This is a genomic window from Sphingomonas sp. R86521 (assembly GCF_042466235.1).
GTDB lineage: Bacteria > Pseudomonadota > Alphaproteobacteria > Sphingomonadales > Sphingomonadaceae > Sphingomonas.
The window spans coordinates 2015203-2040686 of record NZ_JAXHBY010000001.1 but is presented as its reverse complement, the minus strand read 5'-3'; the positions used below and the strand labels follow the sequence as shown (position 1 = coordinate 2040686).

The following is a 25484-nucleotide window of genomic DNA, read 5'->3' as shown; positions in this document are numbered from 1 at the left end:
CTGTATTAGGGCGGGAGCGCACGTATCCACCAGCCGACAGCGCCCGAGGCATAGCCGTCGATATCGTTACGTTAGCATGCTTTGTCGCGCCGTCTAACCCATGGCGTGCGGCGGCGTGTCCGCGGCGCGGCCGGTTAGCGACGACGGCGGTCGAGTGCTATGCCGGCGAGGTTCTGCGCTCGACCGATCTGCCGGATGCGCACGCTGGACAGTTGGCCGGCAAGTGCCAGGAATTGCGCACGATAGGCGGCAAGTTCGGGTGTCCGGCATTTGCGCGTGCCGTTCACCTGACCAACGATCAGCGCGGAATCGCCCAGTAGCCGGACGTCGCGCTCGCCCAGTAACAGCGCGACCTTCAGCGCGTGTATCGCCGCCAGCCATTCGGCGTCGCTGTTGGTGCCGTGGCCCAGATCGTCCTCGATATAGGCGACACCGCGCACGACGACCGCGGTTTCCATCCGCCCTGGATTGGGCCGGCATCCGCCGTCGAAGAAGATTTTCGGGCTAGGCATTTCGTTTGGGGCTTTTCGGGCGTGCCGGACGCGTGGTCCAGGCCAGGATCGCGCCGGCCGCGAGCAGCAGCAGACCGTTGCGCGGCGATCCCCGCCGTAACGCGCCCAGCCCGCCTGCTGCCAGCAGGGTGGCCGGGACGCCGATGCGCGGACCGATCAGTCGGGTCGCTGCGCTGACCTGGGCGCTGGTGAGCACGAGGCCCGGCTGCTTCGGAACCGGTGCAGGATCCTCTGCGATAGCAGCGCTCGCCACCGTGTCGGCGACGACCGCGCCGCGTTCGCCCATCGGCCGCGCCGGGCCGGTGGTCGTATCGCTGGACGTCTGGCGTTCGAGCTCGGCGTTGAGTTCGGCGCCGAGCAGAAAGACGTACGCCGACAGCCACAGCCAGGTCAGCAGCACGATCACGGCGCTCAGCGATCCATAGGTCGCGCCGTAATTCCCGAACCGGGACACGTAGAAGCCGAACCCCAACGTCGCCGCCAGCCAGACCAACGTCGCCGCGACCGATCCCGGCGTCAGCCACACCCATTTCGCCTTTTCGCGATTCGGCCCGAACCGGTAGAGGCAGGCCGCCGCCGTCATCGCGAACAGGGCCAACACCGCGTAGCTGGCCAGTCGGACGCCCGTCAGCACGATCTCCGGCGCGCCGGGGATCAGACTGTCGATCAGCGCGAACGCGGCGGTGGACAGCGCGGCCGCGAGCGCCAGGACCACTGCGCCGATCGTCACGCCGAACGCGAGCAGGTTCAACGCGACGAAGCCGCGCGTCTCGCGTTGCTCATAGGCGATGTTGAGCCCGGTGATCGCCGACGAGGCACCCTTGGTCCCGCCGTACAGCGCGATTCCGAGCGCGATGATCAGGCCAAAACCCTTCTTGCCTTCGGACGTGCCGACCACGGTCGCCAACTGATCGCCGATCAACCGCGCGGCGTCGTCGGGCAGCACGCCGAACAGCGCGCGGATGTTGGACACCACCGTGCTGGTGTCCGCGACGAGGCCGTAGATCAGCACGATCGACGCGAGCACCGGGACGATCGTGGTGAAGCCGTAGAACGCGATCCCGGCGGCGATCAGGCCGATATTGTCGTCGTTCGACTCGGCCCAGGCGCGCTTCAGCACCTGCCACCATGTGCCGCCGGACATCTTCAGCGGGCTGTCAGCCGCACGATTTTCGGCGGGATCGTTGGCAGTCGTCGTCACATCGTTTTCCCTGTCATCCCGCGTCCAAGCGCCGGGCCTGCCAGCCAACGCTGCGTGCGGCGCTTATGTCCGTGCCGCGGTCAAAGTTGCCGCAGCGCGCTGGCGGGTCGCGCGCCGAGGATCGGCCACGCGCCGATCAGTCCGATCGCCATCGTCATCACCGCGCCGCCGACCAGGGTCGCAAGCACCACGCCGTAGTCGGGCAGCCACTGAAAGCTGAACAGCTGGGTGACGACGTACCACGCCCCGCCGAGCCCAAGCAGCAGCGCCAGCGCCGACAGCACCACGCTGAGGAATGCATATTCGAGCGCCTGGACGCCCAGCACCTGCAACCGCGTCGCGCCCAGCGTCCGCAGGATCACGCCGTCATAGGTGCGCGCCTCCCGCGCCGCAGCGATCGCGCCGATCAGCACCGCGATGCCGGCGAGGATCGCGACCGAGGCGGCGGCGGTGATCGCGGTCGCCATCTGCGTCACGATGTCGCGGATCTGGCCGATGACGCCGCGCACCTCGATGACCGACACCGACGGGAAGCGCGGCAGGAGCGCCCGCATCACCAGGCCCTCCTGCCCCGGCGCGAGGTCGATCGTCGCAGCCAGATTATGCGGCGCGTCACGAATCGCGTTGGGCGAGAACACCATGACGTAATTGAACCCCAGCGTATCCCAGCTGATCCGCCGGAACGACGCGATCCGTGCGCTGCGCTCGACGCCGAGCAAGCTGTAGCTGATCGGGTCGCCGATCTTGAGGTGCAGTATCTCGCCCAGCTTCGAGTCGATCGACACTAGCGGCGGGCCGGCATAGTTGCGCGGCCACCACCGGCCGGCGGTCAGTTCGCTACCCTCGGGCAACGTCGCGGAATAGGTCAGGCCGCGCTCGCCGCGCAGCGCCCACGCCCCCTCGGGCAGCGTCTTCAGGTCTGCGACCCGCGTGGTGCCATAGCCGGTGATCGTGCCGCGCATCGCCGGCACGGTGCGGATCACCGGATGGATCGCGACACCCTCGATCGTGCGGCGGAACTCGGCTTCTCGGTCGGGCGGAACATCGAGCGCGAACAGCGCCGGCGCGCGCTGCGGCACGGTGCGCGCGATATTGGCGTCGATACTGGTGCGGATCGCGGCGAGCAGCACGAACAGCGTGAGACCCAGCCCCAGGGCCACGACCAGTGTCCCGGTCCGTGCGCCCGGACGGTACAGCGCCGCGACGGCAAGCCGCAGCAACGGCCTTCGTGGTCGCGGCAGGAGGGCTGCACCGCGACGTACCGCCCAGCCGAACCCCGCCAGTACCAGCAGCACGCCCGTCACGGCGGCGAGGAACCCTGCGCTCAACCAGGGCTGTTCGGCGGTACCCAGCGCCAGCGCGACGATCGCCGCGCCTGCGCCCAGCACCCAGGGCAGCGTCCGCCGCAGCGGCACCGGGCGCTGCCCGAACGTCCCGCGCAACAGCCCGGCGGCCGGGATGCTGCCGGCTTCGATCAGCGGCGGCGCGGTGAAGGCGAGCGCGATCAGCATGCCATAGGCGGCGGCGAGCGCGAGCGGCACCGGCTGGACCGCGAAGCTCGGCGCGACCGGCAGCACGTCGCCGGCCAGCGTGACCAGCAACGGCACCGCCAGCGCACCCGCGACCAGTCCGGCGGCGATGCCGATCGCCGACACCACCGCGACCTGCAGCACATAGATCCGCGCGATCATGCCCGACGTCGCGCCCAGCACCTTCAGCGCGGCGATGCTGCTGCGACGCGCGGCGAGGTACGACGACACCCCGTTGCCGACGCCGATGCCCGCGATCACCAGCGCCGACAGTCCGACCAGCAGCAGGAACTGGCCCATCCGGTCGATGAAGCGTTCGGCACCGGGCGCGGCGCGATCGCGGGTCTTGGCCTCCCACCCGGCCGCCGGAAATGCCGCCTTCATCCGGTCCGCTGCGGTCTGGGGCGAGGCCGCTGAGGGCATGCGGATTCGGTATTTGCTTTCGTACAGGCTGCCCGGCTGGATCAGTCCGGTCCGTGCGATCCCGGCCAGCGATACGATCGCGACCGGGCCCAACGTGAAGCCCTCCCCCAGCCGGTCGGGCTCATCCGTGACGATGCCGCCTACCGTAAAATCCGCGGAGCCCAGGCGGACGGTCGCACCGGGCGCGACGCCGAGCCGCTGTGCCAGTGCCGGCACGATCCATACCGTGCGCGGATCACGAACGGCTGCCGACCCACCGCCACGCACTGCGAGCGTGCCGTACAACGGATAGGCGGCATCGACGCCCTTCAGCTCGATCGGGACGCTGGTCGTGCCGCGGACCGCCATCGACTGCATCCGCACGGTATCCGACACTGTGCCGAACCGCGCCATCGCCGCGTGCTCGGTCGGTGTCGCGGTGCGTTGCGACGCGGCGAATTCGACGTCGCCGCCCAGGATCGCGCTGCCGCGTCGCGCCAGTTCGTCGTCGATCGCGCGCGTCAGGCTGCCGATCGCAGCGAGCGCGCCGACGCCGAGGAACAGGCACGCCAGAAGCAGCCGCAGTCCCCGGAACCGCAGGTTGAGTTCACGCCGCGCGAGTCGCCACGCCAGCCGCCAGTCGTTCATGCGGCGCGGTCCGCGACGATCCGGCCATCGCCAAGCTCGACGACCCGGTCGCACCGTGCCGCCAGCACCGGATCATGGGTGATGATCACCAGCGTCGCCCCGGCTGCCGCGCGACGCTCGAACAACAGATCCATCACCGCCGCGCCGGTCGCAGCATCGAGGTTGCCGGTCGGTTCGTCGGCGAAGACCAGTGCCGGACGCGGTCCGAGCGCGCGGGCGATCGCTACGCGCTGTTGTTCGCCGCCCGACAATTGCGTCGGATAATGGTGGATGCGATGCGCCAGCCCGACTGCAGCGAGTTCCGCCTCGGCCCGCGCGAACGCATGGGCGATCCCGGCCAGTTCCATCGGCACCGCGACATTCTCCAGCGCGGTCATCGTCGGCAACAGGTGAAAGGCCTGCAGCACGATCCCGATCCGCCCGCGCCGCGCGATCGCCAGCGCATCCTCGTCGAGCGCACCGAAATCGAGACCGGTCACCGACACCTGCCCTCCGCTGGCACGCTCCAGTCCGGACAGGATCGCCATCAACGACGACTTGCCCGACCCCGACGGGCCCAGCAGCGCCACGCTGGTCCCGCGCCCGACCTCCAGGTCGATACCCTTCAGGATCGCGGTCGCGGCGGTGCCGGTGCCCAGGGTCAGCGTGACATCGCGCGCGGCGATGACCATATCGGGTGCAGGTTCGGTCATGGAGATCATCATCTTGCAGCGAAAGCGCCTCTATGCGGCGGCAGCCCTACTTGTCCAAGCGGCACTGTTGGCCGGGTGCGATCGGACCGTGGAAATTCCCGCGCCGGTCCCGACCGCAGTGACCGGCCCGATCGTTACGCCGGTTGCCGCGCCGAAGGGACCGTCGCGGCTGATCCTGGCATTCGGCGACAGCCTGTACGCAGGCTACGGGCTCGATCGGGGGCAGAGCCTGCCCGACGCGATCCAGGCGCGACTGCGGCAGGGCGGCGTCAATGCGACGATCGTCAACGCGGGAGTGTCGGGCGATACCAGCGCGGCGGGGCGGCAGCGGTTCGTCTTCGCGCTCGACAATCTGCCGCGCAAGCCGGACCTGGTCCTGATCGGGCTGGGCGGGAACGACGTGCTGCGCCAGATCGCGCCCGCTGAGACGCGCGCGAACATGACCGCGATGCTGGAGGAACTGCGCCGCCGGAATATCCCGGTGATGCTGACGGGGATGATGGCGCCGCCCAACCTGGGCGTAGATTATACGAAGCAGTTCAATGACATTTGGACCGATCTTGCGGCCAAGTATCAAGCGACGTTGTATCCGTTCATCCTCGACGGGGTGATCGGCAACGCCGGGCTGATGCAGGCCGACCGGGTCCACCCCAATCCGAAGGGCGTCGCGAAGATCGCCGATCGCATCACGCCGATGGTGACGAGCGCCCTACCCACCCCTCCGTCATCCTGACGAAAGTCAGGACCCAGAGCCAAGCAGCACAGCGTCCGTAACTCTGGGTCCTGACTTTCGTCAGGATGACGGAAGTAGTACGTCAGTATGACGGGGTTGGGCCAGCCTCCGTCAGACCACGAACAGCGTCACGCCATCATATTTGATGTCGTTCGCGTTGAAGATCTTGTCCGGCTGGAACGACCGATCGGTAACCTCGACGTCGTTCAGGCCGGCAATCTTGAACGTGCCGATCTTGAACTCCTTGGGCGGCTGGCCATCGCGCTCCAGCGCAACCGCGTCGACGAACACGTCGTCGTGGCGGGTGTACAGGATATGCGGCGCCAGGATCATCCGCGTCTTGTTGTAGGTCACGCCCACGCATTTGCGCAGCGCGATCGCCTGCAACAACAACGTGTTCGTGTTGGCAGGCGCGTCGGGTGTCGTCGTCATGTTGTGCATCGCAGCAATTTAAGTCGCGTCGCCGTTCGCACGAACCGCCCTCCCCTCACAAGTCAAATCCGCGTCAGTCGCGGACCTCGTCGGTATGCACGTCGAACCCGACCAGCCGCGCTGGCCCGAACGTCGTGGTCAGCGCGGTGTCGGTAGCATCGCGACCCCGCGCCATCAGCACGCGTCCGATTCGAGGCATATTATGGCGCGCATCGAACACGTGCCAGGCGCCGCCCAAATAGACGTCGAACCATGCCGAGAAGTCCATCGGCGCATCCGACGCCGGAATGCCGATATCGCCGAGATACCCGGTGCAATAGCGAGCCGGGATGTTCATGCACCGGCACAGCGTGATCGCCAGATGCGCAAAGTCGCGGCACACCCCCTGCTGTTCCTGATAGGCGTCCCATGCGGTCTTGGTCGGGCGCGCGAACTGATAGCCGAACCGGACATGGTGGTGCGCGAAGTCGACGATCGCCTGCACCCGCGCCCACCCCGCGGGCATATGCCCGAACAGCGACCACGCGGTCTCCGACAGCCGATCGGTCTCGCAATAGCGGCTGCCGAGCAGGAACATCAGCACGTCGTCGGGCAGGTCCTCGACCGCGTGCTGGATCGCATCGGGCACCACCGCATCCGGCAGCCCGTCGTCATGAACCGTGAAGTCGCACGACAGCGTCAGGCCGCCCGCGGGCACCGTCGCGCGGGTGCAGACGTTGCCGAAGCCGTCGAGATAATCGTACATCGGAACATCGGGGGTGGCGACGATCCGGTGCGAGGTGACCAGATCCTTGTTGCGCGATGGATGCAGGCTCAGCATCGCCATCATCGGCGTCGCGACCTCGGTCTCGTAGCGAATATCGTACCCGGTACGGATCAGCATCGATTCGGTCCCCCTACGCCTGCTCTGCCCGCGATATGTGTTCCACCGTGCCCGGTTCGACCGAAATGTCCACCGAGACGGTCATGTCGAGGAAACTGCCGGGGAAACCCGCCCAGGTACCGGAGATCGGTACCGCCTGGTAAATGTCGCGTGCGACCGCGACCCTAATGAGCCCGCGGTTGCCGACGATGCCGTTGGTCGGGTCGAACTCGACCCAGCCCGAGCCGGGCAGGTAGACCCGCACCCAGGCATGGGTGTTCCCTCCGCCGGTGCGATGCTCGCCGGGCTGCGGACTATAGACGTAGCCGGACACGAACCGCGCCGCGAAGCCCAGCGCACGGACCGCCTCGATCATCAGCATCGCGTAATCGCGGCACGTCCCCTTGCGGCGGGTCAGCGTCTCGATCGGCGACTGCGTGCCCTTTTCGGCGCGCGAAACATAGGTGAACTCGCGCTTGATCGCGGCGGTCATGTCGGACAGCATGCCGAGCGTGTCGGTCTGCCCCGTCGTTCCGACAAAGCGCCGCGCCCAGGTGTCGATCTGCCGCTGCGGATCGTGATGCTGTCGCTCGATCGAGCGCAGCAGATCGGGCATTTCCTCGGACGAATAGGTGAAGGGGTAGACCCGCGCATAGTCTTCGATATCGACATGCTGCAGCTCGGCCGGGGTGTGCTGCAGGCGAATCTGGCTGTCGAACACCAGCGTCTTCGCCCGCTTGTCGAACGTTGCGATCGCCACCGAATTTCCGAACACGTCCTGCAACCAGCGCACGTCGCTCGGCTCGGGACCGATCGTCAGCTGCGAGTCGATCAGGTGCTGGTCATAGCTCTCACGGGGCCGCACCATGATGCGATGCTCGCCAAAAGCTACCGGGTTGCGGTAGGTATAGGTCGTAACGTGGGAAAGAGTGAGCAATGGCATTGCCGATGGGTGTCGCATGAAAATCCGGCCGAACCAACCGTTGCTTGGACCCGACGATGCCCCGCCGGTCCGCATCATCAACCCCGGCGGCGGCTCGCCCTTCCTGTTGATCGGTGACCATGCCGGCAACGTCGTGCCGCGCCGGCTCGACACATTCGGGGTCAGCGACGCCGACATGGGCCGCCACATCGGCTGGGACATCGGCATCGGCACGCTGGGCGAACTGCTCGCCGCGCGGATAGACGCGACCTTCATCCGCCAGACCTATTCGCGGCTCGTCATCGACTGCAATCGCAGCGCAGCGCAGCCCGATGTGATCGCAGAGATCAGCGACGGCACACCGGTTCCCGGCAACCACGGCCTGTCGGACGCCGATCGCGCGCACCGTTTCGCCGAGATCCACGAACCCTATCAGGCTGCGATCGGGGCCGAACTGGTGCGGCGCGACGACGCCGGGGTGCCGACCACGCTGGTTGCGCTGCACAGTTTCACGCCGTCGATGCGCGGGCACGATCGCCCCTGGCATATCGGCATCCTCCACGATCGCGGCGACACCCGGTTCGCGCAGGCGATGCTGGCGGTGTTGCGCGACGAGCCCGATCTGGTGGTCGGCGACAACGAGCCATACCGCATGGACCAGATCGACTACACGATCCCCCGCCATGCCTATCCCGCCGCGCGACCCTATGCGGAAATCGAGATCCGCCAGGACCTGCTCGCCAGTCCCGACGGCTGTGCGCACTGGGCGGACAGACTGGCGCGCATCCTGCCCACCGCCTCGGCGATCCTCGACCAGCGCTGACCGACCCACCGACGGCGGGCATGAAAAAGGGCGGCTTCCGAAGAAGCCGCCCTCCATTTCTCATCGTCCGCGTGATCAGAACTTGAAGTTCGCACCTGCACGGAAGGTCCGCCCGATCAGCCCGGCATAGTGCCAGGTGGTCAGATAGTTGGGCGAGCTTGCATAGGATGCCGGTGCGATCGGCGCGCGCGCGCCGAAGACGTTGCCGACATTGCCGAAGAACGAGAAGTCGTCGTTCACGGCGACGGTCGCGTTCAGGTCGACGTTGATGAAGCGCTTGACGTAGCAGAACCGGTCGGTCGGCACGCCGGCGGCGGACGACTTGTACAGGCTGGCGGCGCACGACGTGTCCAGGCTGCCCTGGTCGGTCGCGATCGCCTTGATCTTGCCGACATAGTAGGTCGTCGCGGTCAGCGAGAGCTTGCCGAGGTCGAGCGTGTTCTGCCAGTTGCCGCGCCAGTTCGGCGTGCCGTTGCCCGACGACAGGTCGTACGGACCCATCGTGCCGGCATATTTCTGCACGCCCTGCGCGGTGTGGCGATCATACTGGATGATGTAGGTCGCCTCGACGCGGCTGGTGAAGCGAAGCCCGTCACCCAGGGGAACCCGCGCCTGCGCCGCGAAATCGAGCCCCGACGTCTTGTCGAAGTTCACGTTCACGAACGGTGCGTTGATGATCAGCAAGCGCGGCAGCGCGTTCGGGAACGCCGGATCGACACCGTCGATGGTGTTGACCGTGTAGCCCGGTCCGACCGCGGCGACCGCTGCGGTTGCCGCTGCCAGCGTCGACTGCTTGTAATAAGCGACGATGGCATCGCCCGCGAGCGGGCCGTTGGCGATCAGGTTCGACTTCTTGACGTTGTAGTAATCGACCGTCGCGCTGAACCACGAGGTCGGCTCGACGATGATGCCGCCGGTAAAGCTACGCGACGTCTCGGGCTTGAGTTCGGGGTTGCCGACGAAGCCGCGACCGACCGAATAGGACAGGTTGTACGGGTTGCCGCCGGTCGTGCAGGCGTTGGTCGCCGTCGCGGCACCACCGTGCAGCGCGCAGAAATTGCCCGGGGGCTGCGTGGTGACGAAGCCGGCATATTGCGAACGCGGACCGGATTCGGCGAAGGTCGGTGCGCGGAAGCCCTGCGAATAGGTGCCGCGGAGTGCGATCTGCTTGATCGGGGTCAGCTTGAAGCCGATCTTCGGCGAGAAGCGCCCGAAGCCTTCCGAATAATGATCGTAGCGGCCCGAACCATTGACCTCGAGGATGTTGAGGATCGGTGCCTGGATCTCGAAATAGCCGGCCGAGACGGTGTGCTTGCCGAACGCCGACGAGGTGGTCAGGCCCCAGGTGTCGAGGAGTGCGTTCTGGTTGTTGTTCTCGAGAGATTCACGACGAACCTGGCCACCGACCGCGACCATCAGCGGGCCACCGGGCAGCTCGAACAGCTGCTTGGTGATCGCCGCGTCGAGCGAATACATCTGCGAATGCGACGGCGTGATCTTGTCGGGCGAAACGAAGTCGCGGACCGCCTGCGAGTTCAGCGACGGATTGACGAAGTTGTAGGCGCCGGTGTTGATCGCGTTCAGCGTGTTGGCGATGTTCAGGTAACCGCGCTGGACGATCTCCAGGTTGTCGCGGGCGTAGACGCCGTCGACCTTCCAGGTCCAGTCGTCACCCACCGTGCCGTGCAGGCCGCCGGCGAAGCGGTAGACTTCGTTGGTACGATCGCTGCCCGCGTCGATGTCGCCGAACTGATAGTAGATGCGTGCAGCGCCAGCGCCAGGCGTGTTGGCGTTGGCGGCCGCGAACGGGTTGTTCGGGTTCAGCTGACGCCCGGGTGCGCCCGCAATCGCGCAATTGATGCCGGCCGTGCAGATATAAACCGGCAGGACGATGCCGGGGTTGCTCGACGCCAGCGACGGCGCGCCGCCGTAAGGCTGCGTGTTGCGCAGCGAACGCGGGCCATTGTTGATGCTCACATAGCTGTTCGAATAGCTGCCGGTCAGGTAGCCCTCGACGTTGTCGGCAAGACGTACGCTGATGCGGCCGTTGATCGAGTATTTGCGCTGGAACGGCGCGATCTGGAAATACTCGTCTTCCAGATTATGCTTGCAGCCGACGCCGTTGGCGCCGCCGGTCTGGGTATAGGTGCCACCGACGCAATCGGTCAGGTTCAGCGTCCGGTAGTTGGTGTTGGTCAACGCGGTACCGCCGCTCAGCGGGTTGTTGAGGTTCGTCTGCGTGGTCTGCACGACGACCGCGTTCGGCGTTGCGGTGGTCAGCGAGTTGTCGGCGCCGTTGTTGTCGTTGCCGCCGATCGAGGTCAGGTCGCGGTTGTTGTACGGGAAGCCACGGCTGTGGTTGCTGACGCGGCCGTCCTGCTGGAATTCGCCGTTGAGATAGACGTTGAAGCCCTTGTCGGCATAATCGCCGTAACCGATCGTCAGGTTGGCGCGCTGGCGGGCGGCATCACCGCGGCTGCTGGCGCCAGCTTCGACGGTGCCGGCGATCCCGGTGAACTGCTTCTTGAGGATCAGGTTGACCACGCCGCCGATCGCGTCCGCGCCGTACGTCGACGAGGCGCCGTCCTTGAGCACCTCGACGCGGTCGATCAGGCTGAACGGGATCGAGTTGAGATCGACATAGGCGTTGTGGCCATCGTCGTTGATCGGGAAGTTGGCCGAACGCAGACCGTCGACCAGCACCAGCGTCGACGACACGCCGAGGCCGCGCAGCGACACTGCGACGCCACCGGCCGAGAATCCGCTCTGGAAGCCGACGCCGATCGAACCGCCGCTATCGGCCGAGACCGAACGGATCGCTTCCGCAGCCGTGGTGATACCGGCCTTGGCGAGCGTGTCCGCGGTCAGGACCGTGACGGGGGACGGCGTCTCGGTGTTGGTGCGGCGGAACAGCGAACCGGTGACGACGACGTCCTGCGCCTCGGGATCGGCAGCCTGGTCGGTCTGTGCCAGCGCGGGATCGGCCGGCGCGGTCTGCGCGAAGGCAGGGCAGCTGAGGCTCAGCAGGATGGCGAGCGGCGCAGCGCCGGTGCACAGGCGAGCGTGGGCGCGATTGAACGAGCGCATAAAAGGATGTCCCCCAAATCTATTGATCGGCCATGAGCCGAGCCGGACGCCCCCAGCGTCCGATGCAGCGTTTCCTGTCTGACGACGTCAGGATTGTAAAACGCTTTGGGTCCGAAGCGTAACTTTATTGCGTACTGTTACAATTCCGCAACAATCCAATCGATGCCTATCGCGCGACCCAAGAAGCGATCCCCGCGATGCCGCGGAAATCGTCGACTGCGCGCACGTCCAGCGTCGGATAGGTCGACCTGACCATGTCGGCGAGCGCCGTTCCCGGGCCCAGTTCGAGGATCCGGTCGACCCCGCGTTCGACCATCGCCTCGAGCGTGGCAGCCCAGTCGATCATGGTGTCGATCTGCCCCGCCAGTCCGGCCAGCGAGCGGGCGCCGTGAACGATCGATGCGTCCGCCGCACCGATCAGCGTTCGTCCTGCAACAGGCCGTCGAAGCTCGGATGCGTCCAGTGCGGCGCGGAACGGTGCCACGGCATCCGCCAGGCGCGGCGTGTGGGATGCGACGCGCACTCCGATCGGTCGCGCCGACAACGCTCCCATCGTCAACGCCGCCTCGCAGCAAAGGCCGACCTGGCGCTGTTCGCCACCGATCACGAACAGCTGGCCCGGATTGACGATAGCGATCGCGCACCCGAACCGCGCAACGAGTGCCTCCACCGTGTCGCGAGGCAACCCCCGGACGAACCCTAAGCCGTCGTCCGCCCCCCCGGCGGCATCCATCGCCTCGGCCCGCACCGCCGTCAGTTGCAACGTCTCTTCGGCGGACCATAGCCCCGCCACGCCCCAGGCGGTCATCTCGCCGACGCTGTAGCCGGCGACCAGCAGCGGTTCTCGCGAAGCGATGCAGGCAGCCGCCGCCAACCCTCGCGCGACGCAGAGCATCTGACTGGTCCGGTTCGTGTGAAGCGTGGCGTCGTCGGCATCACGCACGAAAGCGACGACATCATGCCCCAACATCGCGCTCGCTGCCGTCAGGATCGGCGTTGCCGCCGACGCATCGGCAAACAGGTCGAACATCTCGCGACCCTGGCGCCCCTGTCCCGAACACAGCAGGGCAAGGGTCATCCACAGGCCTCGACGAACAGCGCCATCGCGAGCAGGTCGGCGCAACCGCCGGGGCTCAGCCGCCGCACGGTGAACGCGCGGTGGATCGCGGTCGCCCGCGCCAACCAATCGGCGTCAGCGACGCTTCCGGCTTCGAGGAACGCGCGCGCCTGGGTCTGCGCGAACGCAAGCCCTTCGGGACCGCCGCGGTAGAGAAGATTGGTGTCGCCGACGCTGGCGATCAACGCGAACACCGCATGAACGCGGTGCGCATCGCCCGCCGCGGCCAGCCGCCGCCCTTCGGCAAGCGCTGGCAACGCGGTCCGGTAGAGCGACGGGAAGCCGGCGACGGCCTCCGCGCGGGCGCCGCCGGTCGCATGGCGACGCGCGACGATGCTGCCATGGCTGTGGAGCGGCACCGGCCCGCGTCCGATCTCGGCGCCCCAGCGCTGCGCGACGATCGCTCCCAGCGTACCGGCGGCACCGTAGCGCGCTCGGAACCCGGTAGCCGCGCACAGCAATCCCATGCCGAAGATCGCACCGCGATGCGTGTTGACGCCGCCGGTCGCCACCATCATCGCAGCCTCGGCCTCGATCCCGATCGCTCGGAGGCGGTCCATTCCTGCTCCCGCCGCGCCGGCTTCGACGAGCATTGCGAAGAACGGTTCGAGCGCATCGGCGCTGCGGTCCATCATCACCGCGTCCATGTCGTCGTGCGCACCGGTATCGACCGGACTGACGAGGCCCGGCTTGGGATAGGTCGCGACCTCCAGCTTGAGGCAGTCGGTCGCGATCCGGGCGACGCCGTCACTGTCGATAGCCGTCGCCGAGCGGGCCAGCGCGGTCATGCGAACATCTCGATACGCGCGACCATCCGGTTGCCATCCGCCGCCTTCGCCAGCACCTCGGGCGCATCCGACGCCCATTCGCGCCACTGCACCGCCAGACCCGCCGGCGTCACGATCTCTCCGTCCAGTCGCATCGGCGCCTCCGTGTCGATCCGCTCCAGCGCCGCGGCGAGCCGCGCTGCGTCATCGGCGTGCGCGACCTTCCATACGACATCCAGATCCGACGTCTCCGACAGATACGGTAGGCCGGTCAAATACCCCCACGCCAAACTACCGAAGCAGCGTGTTTCGGGACCGAGCGCGACAAGAGCCGCGATGGTGTCATGCCACGCCGCTGGCGCGCTCTGCATTGCGTCAGCAAGCAACGGCAGCGGCGCATCGGACACGATCGCATCAGCGGGCGCGGCGAAGGCCAAACGCTGTTTGCCGAGCGATGGCGGCAGCGGCAGACCGAGCGGCACAAGCCCCGCCGCGTCTTCGCAAACCGGACGTCGCGCGATCAGTGGGCAACCCGCCGCGACCCAGTCGACCACCACCGGCATCTCCCGGAGCGCTGGATACGCGGCCAGTATCTCGTTCCAGCGAGCCGGATCGAGATAGATCAGCCGGTGACGCTCGAACTGCATCACCCCTGCGCGGCCCGTGCGACGTCGTCGGCGATCCGCGCAGATTTCGGCCGTCCGCCTCGCTCGCCGCCAAGTGCTGCCCGGTCGTCGCCCTCGCGCGGGCGGGCGAGCAACGCCTGCAACTGGTCGGCAAGGCTTGCGCCTGCATCCCAGACCGCCGCGATGCCGCCGACGCTGACGAGGTTGTCGAGACCCGGCGCGAACACCGGCGTCGTCTTCGCCTTCGACTCCAGCACCTCGATCGGCAGCTTCGTCACGCGTGCCATCGAGGCAAGGTCCATCACCTCGGGATGCGCGCCGGGCAGCGCCACCAGCGTCCCGCAGGCGAGTGCCGTGGCAATGAACGCGCCCGCCGCGCTGCCGCCGTACAACAACCCGATCGTGCGATGACCACGCGCTTCCGTGAGCAGCAGCGATTTGGCGAGATGCGCGAGATACTCGCTCAGCCCAAGCAGTTCATCGCGGCGGCTCATCCGCTGGCTTGCGCTGTCGACGAGGAACAGGATCGGCGCGGCGTCGTCGCTGCGCGCGACCTCCAGCACCGCGGCGGATAGCCGGATCGCCTGCTCGATCCCGATCGGCGCGCGCGCGGTAGCGCCGACGACATGGACCACCGCACCACCCGGCAATGTCCCTTGGCCGAACAGCAGGTCACCCTCGGCAGTCACCGAATGGCCGGACGGGAACAGCGAGGCAAGGATCTCAGCGGGCGTCATCGGCGCTCTCCCGATACTGGGCGGCAAGGGTCGCGAAGGCGGTGGCCGGCATGTCGGGGATCCCCTTCGGATCGTCGATCCCCAGCACGCGCCAGATATCGGTCGCATCGGCTGCCTCCCCAAACCGCGCGATCCGTCGTTCGAGCCGCGCCTGCTCGGCCGCCAGCGTATCCCCGTCGAGCTTTGCCGGACGCGCCAACGCTGCCCGCGCCGCGTCGCGGAACGCCGCCGCGTCGTCGTCGACGAACACGTCCGCGCCGCCGATCAAGGTCCGATGCTTGCCGCCCATCGTCCGCCACACCAGCGCGCGATCGCGCGAGTCGAACTCCTCAACGCCCATGTTGGTCTCGATCACCTCGGGCCCGGTCACGCTGATGCGGCCCTGTTCGGACACGATCAGCGTCGAGCAGCATCCCGCGATCAACCCGCCGCCGCCGTAACAGCCGGCGCGGCCGCCGATCAGGCCGACCACACGGACGCCCGCCATCCGCGCTTCCGCGACCGCGCGCATGATTTCGGCAATCGCGATCTCGCCGGCGTTGGCCTCCTGCAAGCGCACGCCGCCGGTGTCGAACGCGATCACCACATCGCGCCCGAGCGCCTTTGCCGCGCGCAACAGCCCGGTCAGCTTGGCACCGTGCACCTCGCCGAACGCGCCGCCCATGAAGCGGCCCTCCTGCGCGGCAATGAGCACAGGCGTACCGTCGAGCGTCGCGCTACCGACCACGATCCCGTCGTCGAACTGCGCGGGCAAGTCGAAGATGCCGAGATGCGGGCTTGTCTCGCGCTGCTCGGGCCCGACGAACTCGGCGAAGCTGCCGGTGTCGACCAGCGCCGCGATCCGCTCACGCGCACCCGCTTCGTACCAACTCTGGCGGATATTGCTCATGCCTCGGGCTCCTCGATCATACGGACGCCTTGGGCGAGCCGCAGCGACACGGTGTCGGGTCGCGCGCCGCCATCGTTGATCGCGATCCGCAAGCCGCCCGCCGCGCGCCTGCCGACGAAATCGGCGACCACCGCGTCCCACAGATCGCGAAAGCCGTGTGCCGCGGTGCTGATCTCGATCGCGCACCGATCGGGTGCGTCGCCGCGCTCGACCAGTACCTCGAGATTGCCCGACGCGACGACGCCAACCAGCGCCATTTTCCGCGTGCCGCCTGCCGGGGTCGGCGCGGCGATATCGAAATGGAGAATTTCCATGATTGTCCTACCAGTTCCGGAAGCGGCTCGGCGGCCGGTACAGCCCGCCGGAAGCGAGCATGAGGTCCTTGATCGATCGCGCGGCGAGCATGTTCCGGTTCGCATCAAGCGGATCGATGCCGAGATCCTCGGGCCGCTGGATGATCTTCCGTTCGCGCAATCGCTCGACCATCGCCTTGTCGCGGCCGCGACCGATCTCCGTAAAACCCGCGACGCCGCGGATCGCCTGCTCGCGCTCGTCGGCGGTGCGACACAGCAACAAATTGGCGATGCCCTCCTCGGTGACGATGTGCGTGGTGTCGTCGGCGTAGACCATGATCGGCGCCAGATCGAGATCGAGCTTTTCGGCAAGTTCGAGCGCGCCGAGCTTCTCGACGAACAGCGGCGCGTTGCCTTCGCCGAACGTCTCGCCGATCTGCACCACGAGCTTGCGCCCGCGCCTCAAAGGCGCCGCGGTATCGGGATCGGCCTCTGCCCCGGCCTGGAGCCAGGGTGCGCTCGGATGGCGCCGACCGCGCGCGTCCGATCCCATGTTGGGCGCGCCGCCAAATCCTGCGATCCGGTTCGCGGTGATCGTCGAGCTGTGCCCGGCGAGATCGATCTGGAGCGTCGAGCCGATGAACATGTCGCAGGCATACAGCCCGGCGGTCTGGCTGAAGGCGCGGTTCGAGCGGAGCGATCCGTCGGGGCCGGTGAAGAAGATATCGGGCCGCGCGGCGAGGTAATCCTCCATGCCGACCTCGGAACCGAAGCAATGCACCTGCTCGACCCAGCCCGCCTCGATCGCCGGGATCAGCGTCGGATGCGGGTTGAGCGCCCAGTGCGTGCAGATCTTGCCCTTCAACCCAAGCTTCTCGCCATAGGTCGGCAGCAGCAGTTCGATCGCGGCGGTGTTGAAGCCGATGCCGTGATTCAGCCGGCGCACGCCGTACGGTTGGTACAGCCCCTTGATCGCCAGCATCGCGGTCAGGATCTGCGTCTCGGTCATCGCCGCGGGATCGCGTGTGAACAGCGGCTCGACATAAAAGGGCTTGCCCGCGTCGAGCACGAAATGGACCTGGTCGCCGGGGATATCGACGCGCGGCAGCGTATCGACGATCTCTCCGACCTGCGCGATCACCAGCCCGCTGCCGAAGCTCGTCGCCTCGACCACCGTCGGCGTGTCCTCGGTATTGGGGCCGGTGTAGAGATTACCGTGGCGATCCGCGCTGACCGCGGCGATCAGTGCGACCTGCGGCGTCAGGTCGACGAAATAGCGCGCGAACAGTTCGAGATAGGTGTGGATCGCGCCCAGCTCGATCTTGCCGCCGAACAGCATCTTCGCGATTCGCGCCGATTGCGGGCCCGAATAGGAGAAGTCGAGCCGCTTCGCGATCCCGCTGTCGAACACGTCGAGATGCTCGGGCAGCACCACGCCCGACTGGACCATGTGCAGGTCGTGGATCCGCGCCGGGTCCATCGCCGCCAGCCCCCTGGCGAGCACGTCCGCCTGCTTCTGATTGTCACCCTCCAGGCAGACCCGGTCGCCCGGCCGCAGCACCGCCTCGAGGAAATCGACCAGTCGTTCGGGGTCGATCTGTTTGCCGGTCGCGAAGCCACGACCGGCCTCGATCCGTTCCTCCCGCAACAGCTTGCGCGTATTCCATTGCCGCACCGCACCGCCTCCTGACGTTCGTTCTATCTGCATCCTTGTATTCCTTGTTGCATCAAACGCAACCCTGTGCATACTTTAAGGACGATACGGCGACAGACCGAATACAATCGAGAGGAATTGCGATGCGCTGCTCCCTACCCCTCACCCACGCGCCGGACCGCGTCGCATGATCGCCGGCGTCGCGCTGCTCGCGATCTGTACGCTGATCGGGCAATTGCTCGGCGAGGGCCTTGGCGCGCTGCTCGGCGTGAAGGCCAATGTCGGCGGCGTCGGCATCGCGATGATCCTGCTGATCGTCGCGCGGATGTGGCTGAAGTCGCGGGGCCGCTACGTCGAGGGCGTCTCGCGCGGCATCGGCTTCTGGGGCGCGCTGTACATCCCGATCGTCGTCGCGATGGCGGCGCAACAGGATGTCGTCGCCGCGGTCGAGGGCGGACCAGTGGTTCTGATCGCCGGCGTCGGGGCGCTGCTGGTGTGCTTCAGCGCGGTCGCCATCATCAGCCGGCTGTCGGGCGCAACGGAGACGATGGACGAGATCGAGGCCCGCGAAGCGCGTGAGGCAGAAGCTGCGCTCGCCCCCTCCCCTGCAACGACGCACTGAGGAGCGGACCCATGGAAATGATCACCAAAGTCCTCACCGCCAACGCGCTGCTCACCGCCTTTGCAGTCGTCGGCATCGTCATGTGGCTATCTAACATCCTGTCCGCGAAGCTGACGATGGGCCGCGTCCACGGTTCGGCGATCGCGATCCTGATCGGTCTTGCGCTCGCCTTCTGGGGCGGGATCGCGACCGGCGGGCACAAGGGGCTCGCCGACCTGCCGATGCTCGCCGGGATCGGGCTGATGGGCGGCGCGATGCTGCGCGACTTCGCGATCGTCGCCACCGCGTGCGAGGTCGATGTCGAACAGGCCAAGAAAGCCGGGCTGATCGGCGTAGTCGCGCTGCTGCTCGGCACCGTGCTGCCGTTCATCGTCGGGGTGCTGGTCGCTGCCGCGTTCGGCTATACCGATGCCGTCTCGATGACCACGATCGGCGCGGGCGCGGTTACCTACATCGTCGGGCCCGTCACCGGCGCGGCGATCGGCGCCACCTCCCCCGTGATCGCGCTGTCGATCGCGACCGGCGTGTTCAAGGCGGTGATGGTGATGGTCGGCACCCCGCTGGTGGCCGGGCTGATCGGGCTCAACAACCCGCGCAGCGCGATGGTGTTCGGCGGGCTGATGGGCACCGTCAGCGGCGTCTCGGGCGGGCTGGCTGCGACCGACCGCCGGCTGGTCCCGTACGGCGCGCTCACCGCCACCTTCCACACCGGGCTCGGCTGCCTGGTCGCGCCGTCGATCCTTTACTTGATCGTGCGCGCGATCGTAGGAGGCTGACCATGGCGGACAGCGATCCCGAAGACACCGGCCTGCTGTCGGACCGCATCCGCAACGCGCTGACCGACGCGATCTCGTCCGGAGAGCTGGCGCCGGGCACCACGCTCGACGAACAGCAGCTGGCCGATCGCTACGGCGCCTCGCGCACCCCGGTCCGCGAAGCGCTCCGGCAACTCGCGACCAGCGGCATGGTCGAGGTCCGCCCGCGCCGCGGCGTCATCGTCCGCCACGTCACCGCGGACGAGGTAATGGACATGTTCGAGACCATGGCCGAGCTGGAAGCGGTCTGCGTCCGCCTCGCCACCTATCGCATCACTCCGCTGGAGCGCAGCCGCCTGCTCCGCATCCACGAAGCGAGCGAAGCCGCGGTCCTGAGCAACGACGTCGATGCCTACGACGCGCTCAACCGCGAGTTTCACGAGGCGATCTACCGCGCCGCCCACAACGACTTCCTCGCCGACCAGGCGATCGCGGTCCGCACCCGCCTCAACGCCTTCCGCCGGATGCAGCTGCGTCAGGACCACCGCCTCGCCAGCTCGCGTGAAGAGCATGACGCGGTAATGCGCGCGATCGCCGAGGGCGACGGCGAGCTGGCGGCGCGGCGGATGCGCGCGCACATGCTCAATGCCGCCAGCGCGCTCGACAGCTATATCGCGCACCAGGATATCGCCCTTTCCACTCCCTCAAGACCTTGAGGCCTTCATGACCACCGTTTCCGACCCGACATCCCGCACCGACAGCTATGCGCGTTCGCTCGCCGACCCCGACGGGTTCTGGCTCGACCAGGCGCAGCGGCTCGACTGGATCGCCGCGCCTGCCAAGGCCGGCGACTGGTCGTTCGCGGAGGCGGATTTCCACGTCCGCTGGTTCGAGGACGGCGTGCTCAACGTCTCGGCGAACTGCATCGACCGCCATCTCGCGACCCGCGCCGACCAGGTTGCGATCGTCTGGGAACCCGACGATCCCGCCGAGGAGCCGCGCCGCTACACCTATGCCGAGCTCCACCGCGAAGTATGCCGGTTCGCCAACGTCCTGAAGGCGCAGGGCGTCGCCAAGGGCGACCGCGTCACGATCTACATGCCGATGATCCCCGAAGCGGCGTTCGCGTTGCTCGCCTGCGCGCGGATCGGCGCGGTGCATTCGGTGGTGTTCGGCGGCTTCTCCGCCGATGCGCTCGCGAACCGGATGGAGGATTGCGGATCGACCGTGGTCGTCACCGCCGACGAAGGCCGTCGCGGCGGCAAGCGCGTCGCGCTCAAGGCCTGCGTCGACGAGGCGGCAAAGATCTTCGCCGGCATCGAGACCGTGATCGTGGTGCGCGCCACCGGCGCCGATGTTGCGATGCAGGACGGCCGCGACGTCTGGTACGACGCCGTCGCAGCGACCGTCGCCGCCGACTGCGCGCCCGAACCGATGGCGGCGGAGGACCCGCTGTTCATCCTCTACACCAGCGGATCGACCGGCAAGCCCAAGGGCGTCGTGCACAGCAGCGCCGGCTATCTGCTCTGGGCCACGCTGACCCACGCCACGGTGTTCGACTACCGCGCGCCCGAAGTCTTCTGGTGCGCTGCCGATGTCGGCTGGGTCACCGGGCACAGCTATATCGTCTATGGTCCGCTCGCGAACGGCGCGACGACGCTGATGTACGAGGGCGTGCCGAACTGGCCGACCCCGTCGCGGATCTGGGAGGTCGTCGACCGCCACCAGGTCGCGACGCTCTACACCGCCCCGACCGCGCTGCGCGCGCTGATGAAGGAGGGTGATGGCTATGTGACCTCGACCTCGCGGAAGTCGCTGCGGCTGCTCGGCAGCGTCGGCGAGCCGATCAATCCCGAGGCCTGGCGCTGGTATCACGACGTCGTCGGCGAAGGCCGCTGCCCGGTGATGGACACCTGGTGGCAGACCGAGACCGGCGGCCACATGATCACGCCGACCCCCGAGATGATGCTGAAGCCGGGCTCCGCCACCCTGCCCTTCTATGGCATCGAGCCGAAGCTGCTCGACGGCGACGGTCGCGAACTGGAGGGCGAGGCCGAGGGCAACCTGGTCATCACGCGCAGCTGGCCCGGCCAGATGCGCGGCGTGTGGGGTGACGAGCAGCGCCATTTCGAAACATATTTCCGCACCTTCCCCGGGGTATACACCACCGGTGACGGAGCGCGGCGCGATGGCGACGGCTATTACTGGATCACCGGCCGGGTCGACGACGTCATCAACGTCAGCGGCCACCGCATGGGCACCGCCGAAGTCGAATCCGCGCTGGTCCTGCACCACGCGGTCGCCGAGGCGGCGGTCGTCGGCATGCCGCATGACGTCAAGGGCCAGGGCATCTACGCCTATGTCACGGTCAATGCCGGGGTCGAGGTCGACGATGCGCTGGCAAAGGCGTTGCGCGACTGGGTCCGCCACGAGATCGGCCCGATCGCGACCCCCGACGCGATCCAGTTCGCGCCGGGCTTGCCCAAGACGCGCAGCGGCAAGATCATGCGCCGCATCCTCCGGAAGATCGCCGAGGGCGACGTATCGAGCCTGGGCGATACCTCGACGCTCGCCGATCCGGACGTGGTCGAGCATCTGGTGGCGAACCGGGTCGGAGGTACGGGCTGACAACAGTCCCACTGGAATGCGCGGATGCCCCGTCCGCAGCGAGGGGCAACCGCGCAAATCATCGAGAAACGCGCGCTTGTTACGGCGCTGCAATAAAAGTCGCATCAAACTGTCAGCACCGACTGCGAAGGCCCCGCTCGAAACGCGTTAAGGGGACTTCCGGTGGTTACGAGAAAATTGATGATCTGCGCGGCGTCGGCGACGATGCTGACCCCGCTGTCGGTCGGAGCGCAGACCGTCCCGACCTCGCCGCCGGTCAATTTCGTCAACGAGAGCAACCCCGCGATCGGCAGCATCGTGCCCAAGCTGCTCGACAGCTATGTCGCGCTGGTCCGCGATCACCCCGAGGTACTGGTCCAGAACTACAATACCGTCATCACGCTGACCAAGGCGCGCACGACCGCGCAGACGCTGAACGCGATCCACGACGATCGCACCAACCAAGCCTACAGCATCCTCAACGGCCTCGGCGCGCTGACCAACCTCTACATGGCAGGCGCCGGCGCCTCGACCTCGGGCAACGCTCCGACGACGTTGACGCCGACCAGCTACGCCGCCGCGACGCTCGCCGACTATGTCGCCAACATCAATCTCGGCAACAGCTTCAGCCCGGGCAGCGCGACCTTCGCGAACGGCACCGCGACGCCGCTGGCGGGCGCGGTGAACTTCATCAACAACACGGTCCGCGCGAACAGTTCGACCGAACCGGCGAAACGCACCTTCGCACGCTATCAGGGTACCAATCCGCCGATCGATCCGCTTGATCCGCGCTTCGCCAACTACAACGTCAACACCAACCGGGGGGCGCTGACCGCAGCGGATACCGCGGCGATCATCGTACCGTCGTTCCTGTCGAGCTACACCGTCCCGGCCCCCTATGCGACCACCACGCAGTGGGTGCGCGGCTTCACCGTCACTGCCGCAATGATCGCGGCGAATGGTGGCAACCCGATCACCGCGCCCAATCTCGGCAGCTTCGACGCTGCGGGCAAGTTCACGGCAGCGACGTTCAAGGTCGGCGAATACGTCCCCGGGATCGGCGCATCGCCGCGGCCGTACCGCGTGTCGGGCGACGTCAACGTGCCGGCGCCGATGCTGCAGATCATCAATTCGACCAACCCCTATGCCGATGGTGCCTATCCCAGCGGCCACACCAATTCGGGGCTGCTCCAGGCGCTCGGCACCGCGTTCCTGATCCCGCAACAGGGTCAGGAACTGCTCGCGCGCGCGGCCGATCTCGGCACCAACCGCATCCTCGCCGGGATGCACTCGCCGCTCGACATCATGGGCGCGCGGATCGAGGCGACCGCGCTGGCTGCGACCAACATCTACGCCGCCCTGTATGACGCGAAGGGCAACCGACTCGACTGGACCAATCCGGCCAACGCCGGTGCCTATGCGGTGTACCAGGCTTATACGCAGACCCAGGCGTATCTCGCCTCCGCGTGCGGCACCGCCACCGTTACCGCATGCATCGCCGCGGCGACCGCGTCGGGTGCGACCGCGGCCGACCCGTTTGGCAACGCCGCGCAGAACAAGGCGACCTATCTGGCGGACATGACCTATGGCTTCGCGCCGATCGGTCCGGTCAAGGCAATGACCGCCGCCGAAGTGCCAGTCCAGGCGCAGGTCCTGCTGCTGACTCGGTTCGGCTATCTGACCGACGCACAGCGTACCGAGATCCTGGCGACGACGGCGTTGCCGTCGGGGTATCCGGTGCTGACCGGCAACACGCTGGATGGTTGGGGGCAGCTCAATCTCTATGCCGCTAACGACGGTTATGGCGCGTTCAATGGCCAGGTCGCGGTGACGATGGACGCGGCGCAGGGTGGGTATGCCGCGGCGGATAGCTGGAGCAACGACATCGGCGGCAGCGGCGGGCTGACCAAGAACGGCACCGGTAGCCTGACGCTGACGGGCAAGAACACCTACGCCGGGCCGACGATCGTCAATGGCGGCACGTTGGCCGTGACAGGGTCGAGCGTATCGGCGACCACGGTCAACGGCGGCGTCTTTGCAGGCACCGGCACCACCGGCGCCGTCACCGTCAACAGCGGCATCCTGCAGCCTGGCCTGGGCACCACGCCGGGCACGCTGACTATCAACGGTGGTTTGACGCTCGCCAGCGGCGCGACTCTGGTCGAGACCGTGTCCGGAGCACTGGCCAGCCGTACCATCGTATCCGGCGCCGCAGCGCTCGGCGGCACCGTTCGCGTACAGGGCACCCCGACCGCACTGCCGGTCACTCGGATCGCCCTCGTTACCGCAGCCGGCGGCGTAACCGGCAGCTTCGCGGCGGTGACCGGGTTGAGTGCCACGCAGCGCGGGGTGATCGATTATTCGGCGAACGCGGCCACGCTCAATCTCAACCGTACCGATATCGACTATCGCCCGCTCGGCATCACCGCGAACCAGCGCGCCGTTGCCGGTGCGCTGACCACCGCACTTCCAGCCGCCAGCGGCGTGGGTGCAGCGACCGCGCTCAACGCGGTCTATGCCACCGGCCAGGCATCGTCGGCGGCCGGCGCGGCATTGCTCGATCGTCTGTCGGGCGAAGGTCTCGCGGATGCGAACAGCGCCGCGCTGTTCACCGGCCGGATGTTCGGCGATGCGGTGACCGACCAGCAGCGCGCGGTCCTGACGGACAGCCAGACGCACCTGTGGGGCGGGCCGCTTGGCGGACGCGAATGGACCGACGGCCGCACCAGCGACGGCACCGCGGATCGCCGCAGCAACGCCTGGGGTGGCCTGGTCGGGCTAGACGGCGAAGTCTCGCCGGGCTTGCGCGCCGGATTCGTCGCCGGTGGCCTCGATACCCGTTTCAACACCACCGCGCGGGCGACCAAGGGCAAGGCTTCGAGCTTCCACGTATCGGCCTATTCGTCGTTCGCGCTGCCAACCGCGGGCAGCTATTGGCGCGGGTCGGTGGCTTATGGCCATTACGCGATCAACACGACGCGGATCGCCGGCGGGATTGGCGGCGTCGCCGCCGAGACGGAAACCGCGCGCTATAATGCCTCAGAGCTGCGGTTGCGTGGCGAAATCGGACAGCGCGTTGCGACAGGCAGCTTCGACCTGACGCCGTTCTTGGCGGCCGAATTCGCGCGGCTCGACACCAACGGCTTTGCGGAACGCGGCGGTGCGCTGGCGCTGCAGGCGGACCGTCAGCGCACGACGTCGCTGCCGGTCAGCGCGGGGCTCCGCGTCAGCGGCGCCTTCCCGTTCGGCAACGGGCTCTCGCTGCGGCCGATGATCGAGGGAAGCTATTCGCACGAGTTCCGCCGCAACCGCGACATCGGCGTCGACTTCGTCTCGCTGGCCGATACCGCGTTCACGATCGAGGGTGCGCGTCCGTCGCAGAGTGCGTTCGTCGGCAAGGCCGGTGTGCAGTTGCCGCTGGCGCCTACGCTGGTGCTGTACGCCACGGGCACGGGTGTCGCATCGTCGCAGCAGCGATCCTATGCCGGCAATCTGGGCGTGCGGATCGGCTTCTAACCCGCATTCTCGGACGGAGCTTGGTTCGTCAGGACCAAGCTCCGTGCGAAAAACGTCG

General features: G+C 67.4%; 22 protein-coding genes. 7 read left to right on the top strand and 15 right to left on the bottom strand.

Annotation, left to right across the window (positions count from 1 at the left end; all coding sequences use genetic code 11):
* Window positions 1–134: 134 nt before the first annotated feature.
* From SJY20_RS09395 to SJY20_RS09380, 4 genes are all read right to left on the bottom strand, one after another.
* Window positions 135–512, bottom strand: coding sequence for a ribonuclease HI family protein (locus SJY20_RS09395; RefSeq protein WP_380786510.1), 378 nt, complete (start codon window positions 510–512; stop codon window positions 135–137).
* A complete protein-coding gene (locus SJY20_RS09390; RefSeq protein ID WP_380786508.1) occupies window positions 505–1713 on the bottom strand; it encodes a YihY/virulence factor BrkB family protein in 1209 nt (402 codons plus the stop codon). The genes SJY20_RS09395 and SJY20_RS09390 overlap by 8 nt, the downstream gene beginning before the upstream one ends.
* 80 nt (window positions 1714–1793) lie before the next feature.
* Window positions 1794–4292, bottom strand: a complete 2499-nt coding sequence (locus SJY20_RS09385; RefSeq protein WP_380786507.1) for an ABC transporter permease — start codon at window positions 4290–4292, stop codon at window positions 1794–1796.
* Window positions 4289–4984 (bottom strand): ABC transporter ATP-binding protein, encoded by a 696-nt coding sequence (locus SJY20_RS09380; RefSeq protein ID WP_380786506.1) that lies wholly within the window; start codon window positions 4982–4984, stop codon window positions 4289–4291. The genes SJY20_RS09385 and SJY20_RS09380 overlap by 4 nt, the downstream gene beginning before the upstream one ends.
* Between SJY20_RS09380 and SJY20_RS09375 the strand changes: the two genes are divergently transcribed.
* On the top strand, window positions 4983–5717 hold the full coding sequence (locus SJY20_RS09375; protein WP_380786505.1) for an arylesterase: 735 nt from the start codon (window positions 4983–4985) through the stop codon (window positions 5715–5717). The two genes, SJY20_RS09380 and SJY20_RS09375, sit on opposite strands and share 2 nt — an antisense overlap.
* 111 nt (window positions 5718–5828) lie before the next feature.
* Here the strand turns inward: SJY20_RS09375 and SJY20_RS09370 are convergent, their stop codons facing one another.
* The 3 genes from SJY20_RS09370 to SJY20_RS09360 form a co-directional block, all read right to left on the bottom strand.
* A complete protein-coding gene (locus tag SJY20_RS09370; RefSeq protein ID WP_380786503.1) occupies window positions 5829–6149 on the bottom strand; it encodes a hypothetical protein in 321 nt (106 codons plus the stop codon).
* A 73-nt stretch (window positions 6150–6222) separates the two neighbouring features.
* Window positions 6223–7032 (bottom strand): transglutaminase family protein, encoded by an 810-nt coding sequence (locus SJY20_RS09365; protein ID WP_380786502.1) that lies wholly within the window; start codon window positions 7030–7032, stop codon window positions 6223–6225.
* A gap of 13 nt (window positions 7033–7045) precedes the next feature.
* Complete coding sequence (locus SJY20_RS09360) at window positions 7046–7954, bottom strand: transglutaminase domain-containing protein (RefSeq protein WP_380786501.1); 909 nt, start codon at window positions 7952–7954, stop codon at window positions 7046–7048.
* A 16-nt stretch (window positions 7955–7970) separates the two neighbouring features.
* Between SJY20_RS09360 and SJY20_RS09355 the strand changes: the two genes are divergently transcribed.
* Complete coding sequence (locus tag SJY20_RS09355) at window positions 7971–8756, top strand: N-formylglutamate amidohydrolase (protein WP_380786499.1); 786 nt, start codon at window positions 7971–7973, stop codon at window positions 8754–8756.
* Window positions 8757–8831: 75 nt separating this feature from the next.
* Here the strand turns inward: SJY20_RS09355 and SJY20_RS09350 are convergent, their stop codons facing one another.
* From SJY20_RS09350 to mdcA, 8 genes are all read right to left on the bottom strand, one after another.
* Window positions 8832–11843, bottom strand: coding sequence for a TonB-dependent receptor plug domain-containing protein (locus SJY20_RS09350; RefSeq protein WP_380786498.1), 3012 nt, complete (start codon window positions 11841–11843; stop codon window positions 8832–8834).
* A 166-nt stretch (window positions 11844–12009) separates the two neighbouring features.
* A complete protein-coding gene (locus SJY20_RS09345; protein ID WP_380786496.1) occupies window positions 12010–12921 on the bottom strand; it encodes an ACP S-malonyltransferase in 912 nt (303 codons plus the stop codon).
* Window positions 12918–13748: a triphosphoribosyl-dephospho-CoA synthase MdcB gene (mdcB, locus tag SJY20_RS09340; protein ID WP_380786494.1), complete on the bottom strand. Its 831-nt coding sequence runs from the start codon at window positions 13746–13748 to the stop codon at window positions 12918–12920. Before mdcB ends, SJY20_RS09345 begins: the two co-directional genes overlap by 4 nt.
* Window positions 13745–14374: a malonate decarboxylase holo-[acyl-carrier-protein] synthase gene (mdcG, locus tag SJY20_RS09335; protein WP_380786493.1), complete on the bottom strand. Its 630-nt coding sequence runs from the start codon at window positions 14372–14374 to the stop codon at window positions 13745–13747. Before mdcG ends, mdcB begins: the two co-directional genes overlap by 4 nt.
* Window positions 14374–15090, bottom strand: coding sequence for a biotin-independent malonate decarboxylase subunit gamma (gene mdcE, locus SJY20_RS09330; protein WP_380786492.1), 717 nt, complete (start codon window positions 15088–15090; stop codon window positions 14374–14376). Before mdcE ends, mdcG begins: the two co-directional genes overlap by 1 nt.
* Complete coding sequence (locus SJY20_RS09325; RefSeq protein WP_380786491.1) at window positions 15077–15979, bottom strand: biotin-independent malonate decarboxylase subunit beta; 903 nt, start codon at window positions 15977–15979, stop codon at window positions 15077–15079. The genes mdcE and SJY20_RS09325 overlap by 14 nt, the downstream gene beginning before the upstream one ends.
* Window positions 15976–16293 carry a malonate decarboxylase acyl carrier protein gene (gene mdcC, locus SJY20_RS09320; protein ID WP_380786490.1) on the bottom strand — a complete coding sequence of 106 codons (318 nt, stop codon included), beginning with the start codon at window positions 16291–16293 and terminating at the stop codon, window positions 15976–15978. The genes SJY20_RS09325 and mdcC overlap by 4 nt, the downstream gene beginning before the upstream one ends.
* Window positions 16294–16300: 7 nt before the next feature.
* Window positions 16301–17980 carry a malonate decarboxylase subunit alpha gene (mdcA, locus tag SJY20_RS09315; RefSeq protein WP_380786489.1) on the bottom strand — a complete coding sequence of 560 codons (1680 nt, stop codon included), beginning with the start codon at window positions 17978–17980 and terminating at the stop codon, window positions 16301–16303.
* 133 nt (window positions 17981–18113) lie between these two features.
* On the opposite strand from mdcA, the gene madL reads away from it, so the two are divergent.
* The 5 genes from madL (at window position 18114) to SJY20_RS09290 (ending at window position 25426) form a co-directional block, all read left to right on the top strand.
* Window positions 18114–18548 carry a malonate transporter subunit MadL gene (madL, locus tag SJY20_RS09310; protein WP_380786487.1) on the top strand — a complete coding sequence of 145 codons (435 nt, stop codon included), beginning with the start codon at window positions 18114–18116 and terminating at the stop codon, window positions 18546–18548.
* Window positions 18549–18559: 11 nt separating this feature from the next.
* The gene (gene madM / locus SJY20_RS09305) at window positions 18560–19324 is read left to right on the top strand and encodes a malonate transporter subunit MadM (RefSeq protein ID WP_380786485.1); all 765 of its coding nucleotides are present in this window, start codon (window positions 18560–18562) and stop codon (window positions 19322–19324) included.
* A gap of 2 nt (window positions 19325–19326) precedes the next feature.
* Window positions 19327–20019 (top strand): GntR family transcriptional regulator, encoded by a 693-nt coding sequence (locus tag SJY20_RS09300; RefSeq protein WP_380786483.1) that lies wholly within the window; start codon window positions 19327–19329, stop codon window positions 20017–20019.
* A 7-nt stretch (window positions 20020–20026) separates the two neighbouring features.
* A complete protein-coding gene (gene acs / locus SJY20_RS09295) occupies window positions 20027–21931 on the top strand; it encodes an acetate--CoA ligase (RefSeq protein WP_380786482.1) in 1905 nt (634 codons plus the stop codon).
* A 162-nt stretch (window positions 21932–22093) separates the two neighbouring features.
* Window positions 22094–25426 (top strand): autotransporter domain-containing protein, encoded by a 3333-nt coding sequence (locus tag SJY20_RS09290; RefSeq protein ID WP_380786481.1) that lies wholly within the window; start codon window positions 22094–22096, stop codon window positions 25424–25426.
* The last annotated feature ends 58 nt before the right edge of the window (window positions 25427–25484 follow it).

Bases quoted from the DNA above. Each gene is read 5' to 3' on its own strand.
- mdcB (WP_380786494.1), bottom strand. From the start codon at position 13,748: ATGACCGCGCTGGCCCGCTCGGCGACGGCTATCGACAGTGACGGCGTC.
- SJY20_RS09370 (WP_380786503.1), bottom strand. From the start codon at position 6,149: ATGACGACGACACCCGACGCGCCTGCCAACACGAACACGTTGTTGTTG.
- SJY20_RS09355 (WP_380786499.1), top strand. From the start codon at position 7,971: ATGAAAATCCGGCCGAACCAACCGTTGCTTGGACCCGACGATGCCCCG.
- mdcA (WP_380786489.1), bottom strand. From the start codon at position 17,980: ATGCAGATAGAACGAACGTCAGGAGGCGGTGCGGTGCGGCAATGGAAT.
- mdcG (WP_380786493.1), bottom strand. From the start codon at position 14,374: ATGCAGTTCGAGCGTCACCGGCTGATCTATCTCGATCCGGCTCGCTGG.
- madL (WP_380786487.1), top strand. From the start codon at position 18,114: ATGATCGCCGGCGTCGCGCTGCTCGCGATCTGTACGCTGATCGGGCAA.
- SJY20_RS09395 (WP_380786510.1), bottom strand. From the start codon at position 512: ATGCCTAGCCCGAAAATCTTCTTCGACGGCGGATGCCGGCCCAATCCA.
- SJY20_RS09380 (WP_380786506.1), bottom strand. From the start codon at position 4,984: ATGACCGAACCTGCACCCGATATGGTCATCGCCGCGCGCGATGTCACG.
- acs (WP_380786482.1), top strand. From the start codon at position 20,027: ATGACCACCGTTTCCGACCCGACATCCCGCACCGACAGCTATGCGCGT.
- SJY20_RS09350 (WP_380786498.1), bottom strand. From the start codon at position 11,843: ATGCGCTCGTTCAATCGCGCCCACGCTCGCCTGTGCACCGGCGCTGCG.
- SJY20_RS09345 (WP_380786496.1), bottom strand. From the start codon at position 12,921: ATGACCCTTGCCCTGCTGTGTTCGGGACAGGGGCGCCAGGGTCGCGAG.
- SJY20_RS09385 (WP_380786507.1), bottom strand. From the start codon at position 4,292: ATGAACGACTGGCGGCTGGCGTGGCGACTCGCGCGGCGTGAACTCAAC.
- SJY20_RS09300 (WP_380786483.1), top strand. From the start codon at position 19,327: ATGGCGGACAGCGATCCCGAAGACACCGGCCTGCTGTCGGACCGCATC.
- SJY20_RS09375 (WP_380786505.1), top strand. From the start codon at position 4,983: ATGGAGATCATCATCTTGCAGCGAAAGCGCCTCTATGCGGCGGCAGCC.
- mdcE (WP_380786492.1), bottom strand. From the start codon at position 15,090: ATGACGCCCGCTGAGATCCTTGCCTCGCTGTTCCCGTCCGGCCATTCG.
- SJY20_RS09360 (WP_380786501.1), bottom strand. From the start codon at position 7,954: ATGCCATTGCTCACTCTTTCCCACGTTACGACCTATACCTACCGCAAC.
- madM (WP_380786485.1), top strand. From the start codon at position 18,560: ATGGAAATGATCACCAAAGTCCTCACCGCCAACGCGCTGCTCACCGCC.
- SJY20_RS09325 (WP_380786491.1), bottom strand. From the start codon at position 15,979: ATGAGCAATATCCGCCAGAGTTGGTACGAAGCGGGTGCGCGTGAGCGG.
- mdcC (WP_380786490.1), bottom strand. From the start codon at position 16,293: ATGGAAATTCTCCATTTCGATATCGCCGCGCCGACCCCGGCAGGCGGC.
- SJY20_RS09365 (WP_380786502.1), bottom strand. From the start codon at position 7,032: ATGCTGATCCGTACCGGGTACGATATTCGCTACGAGACCGAGGTCGCG.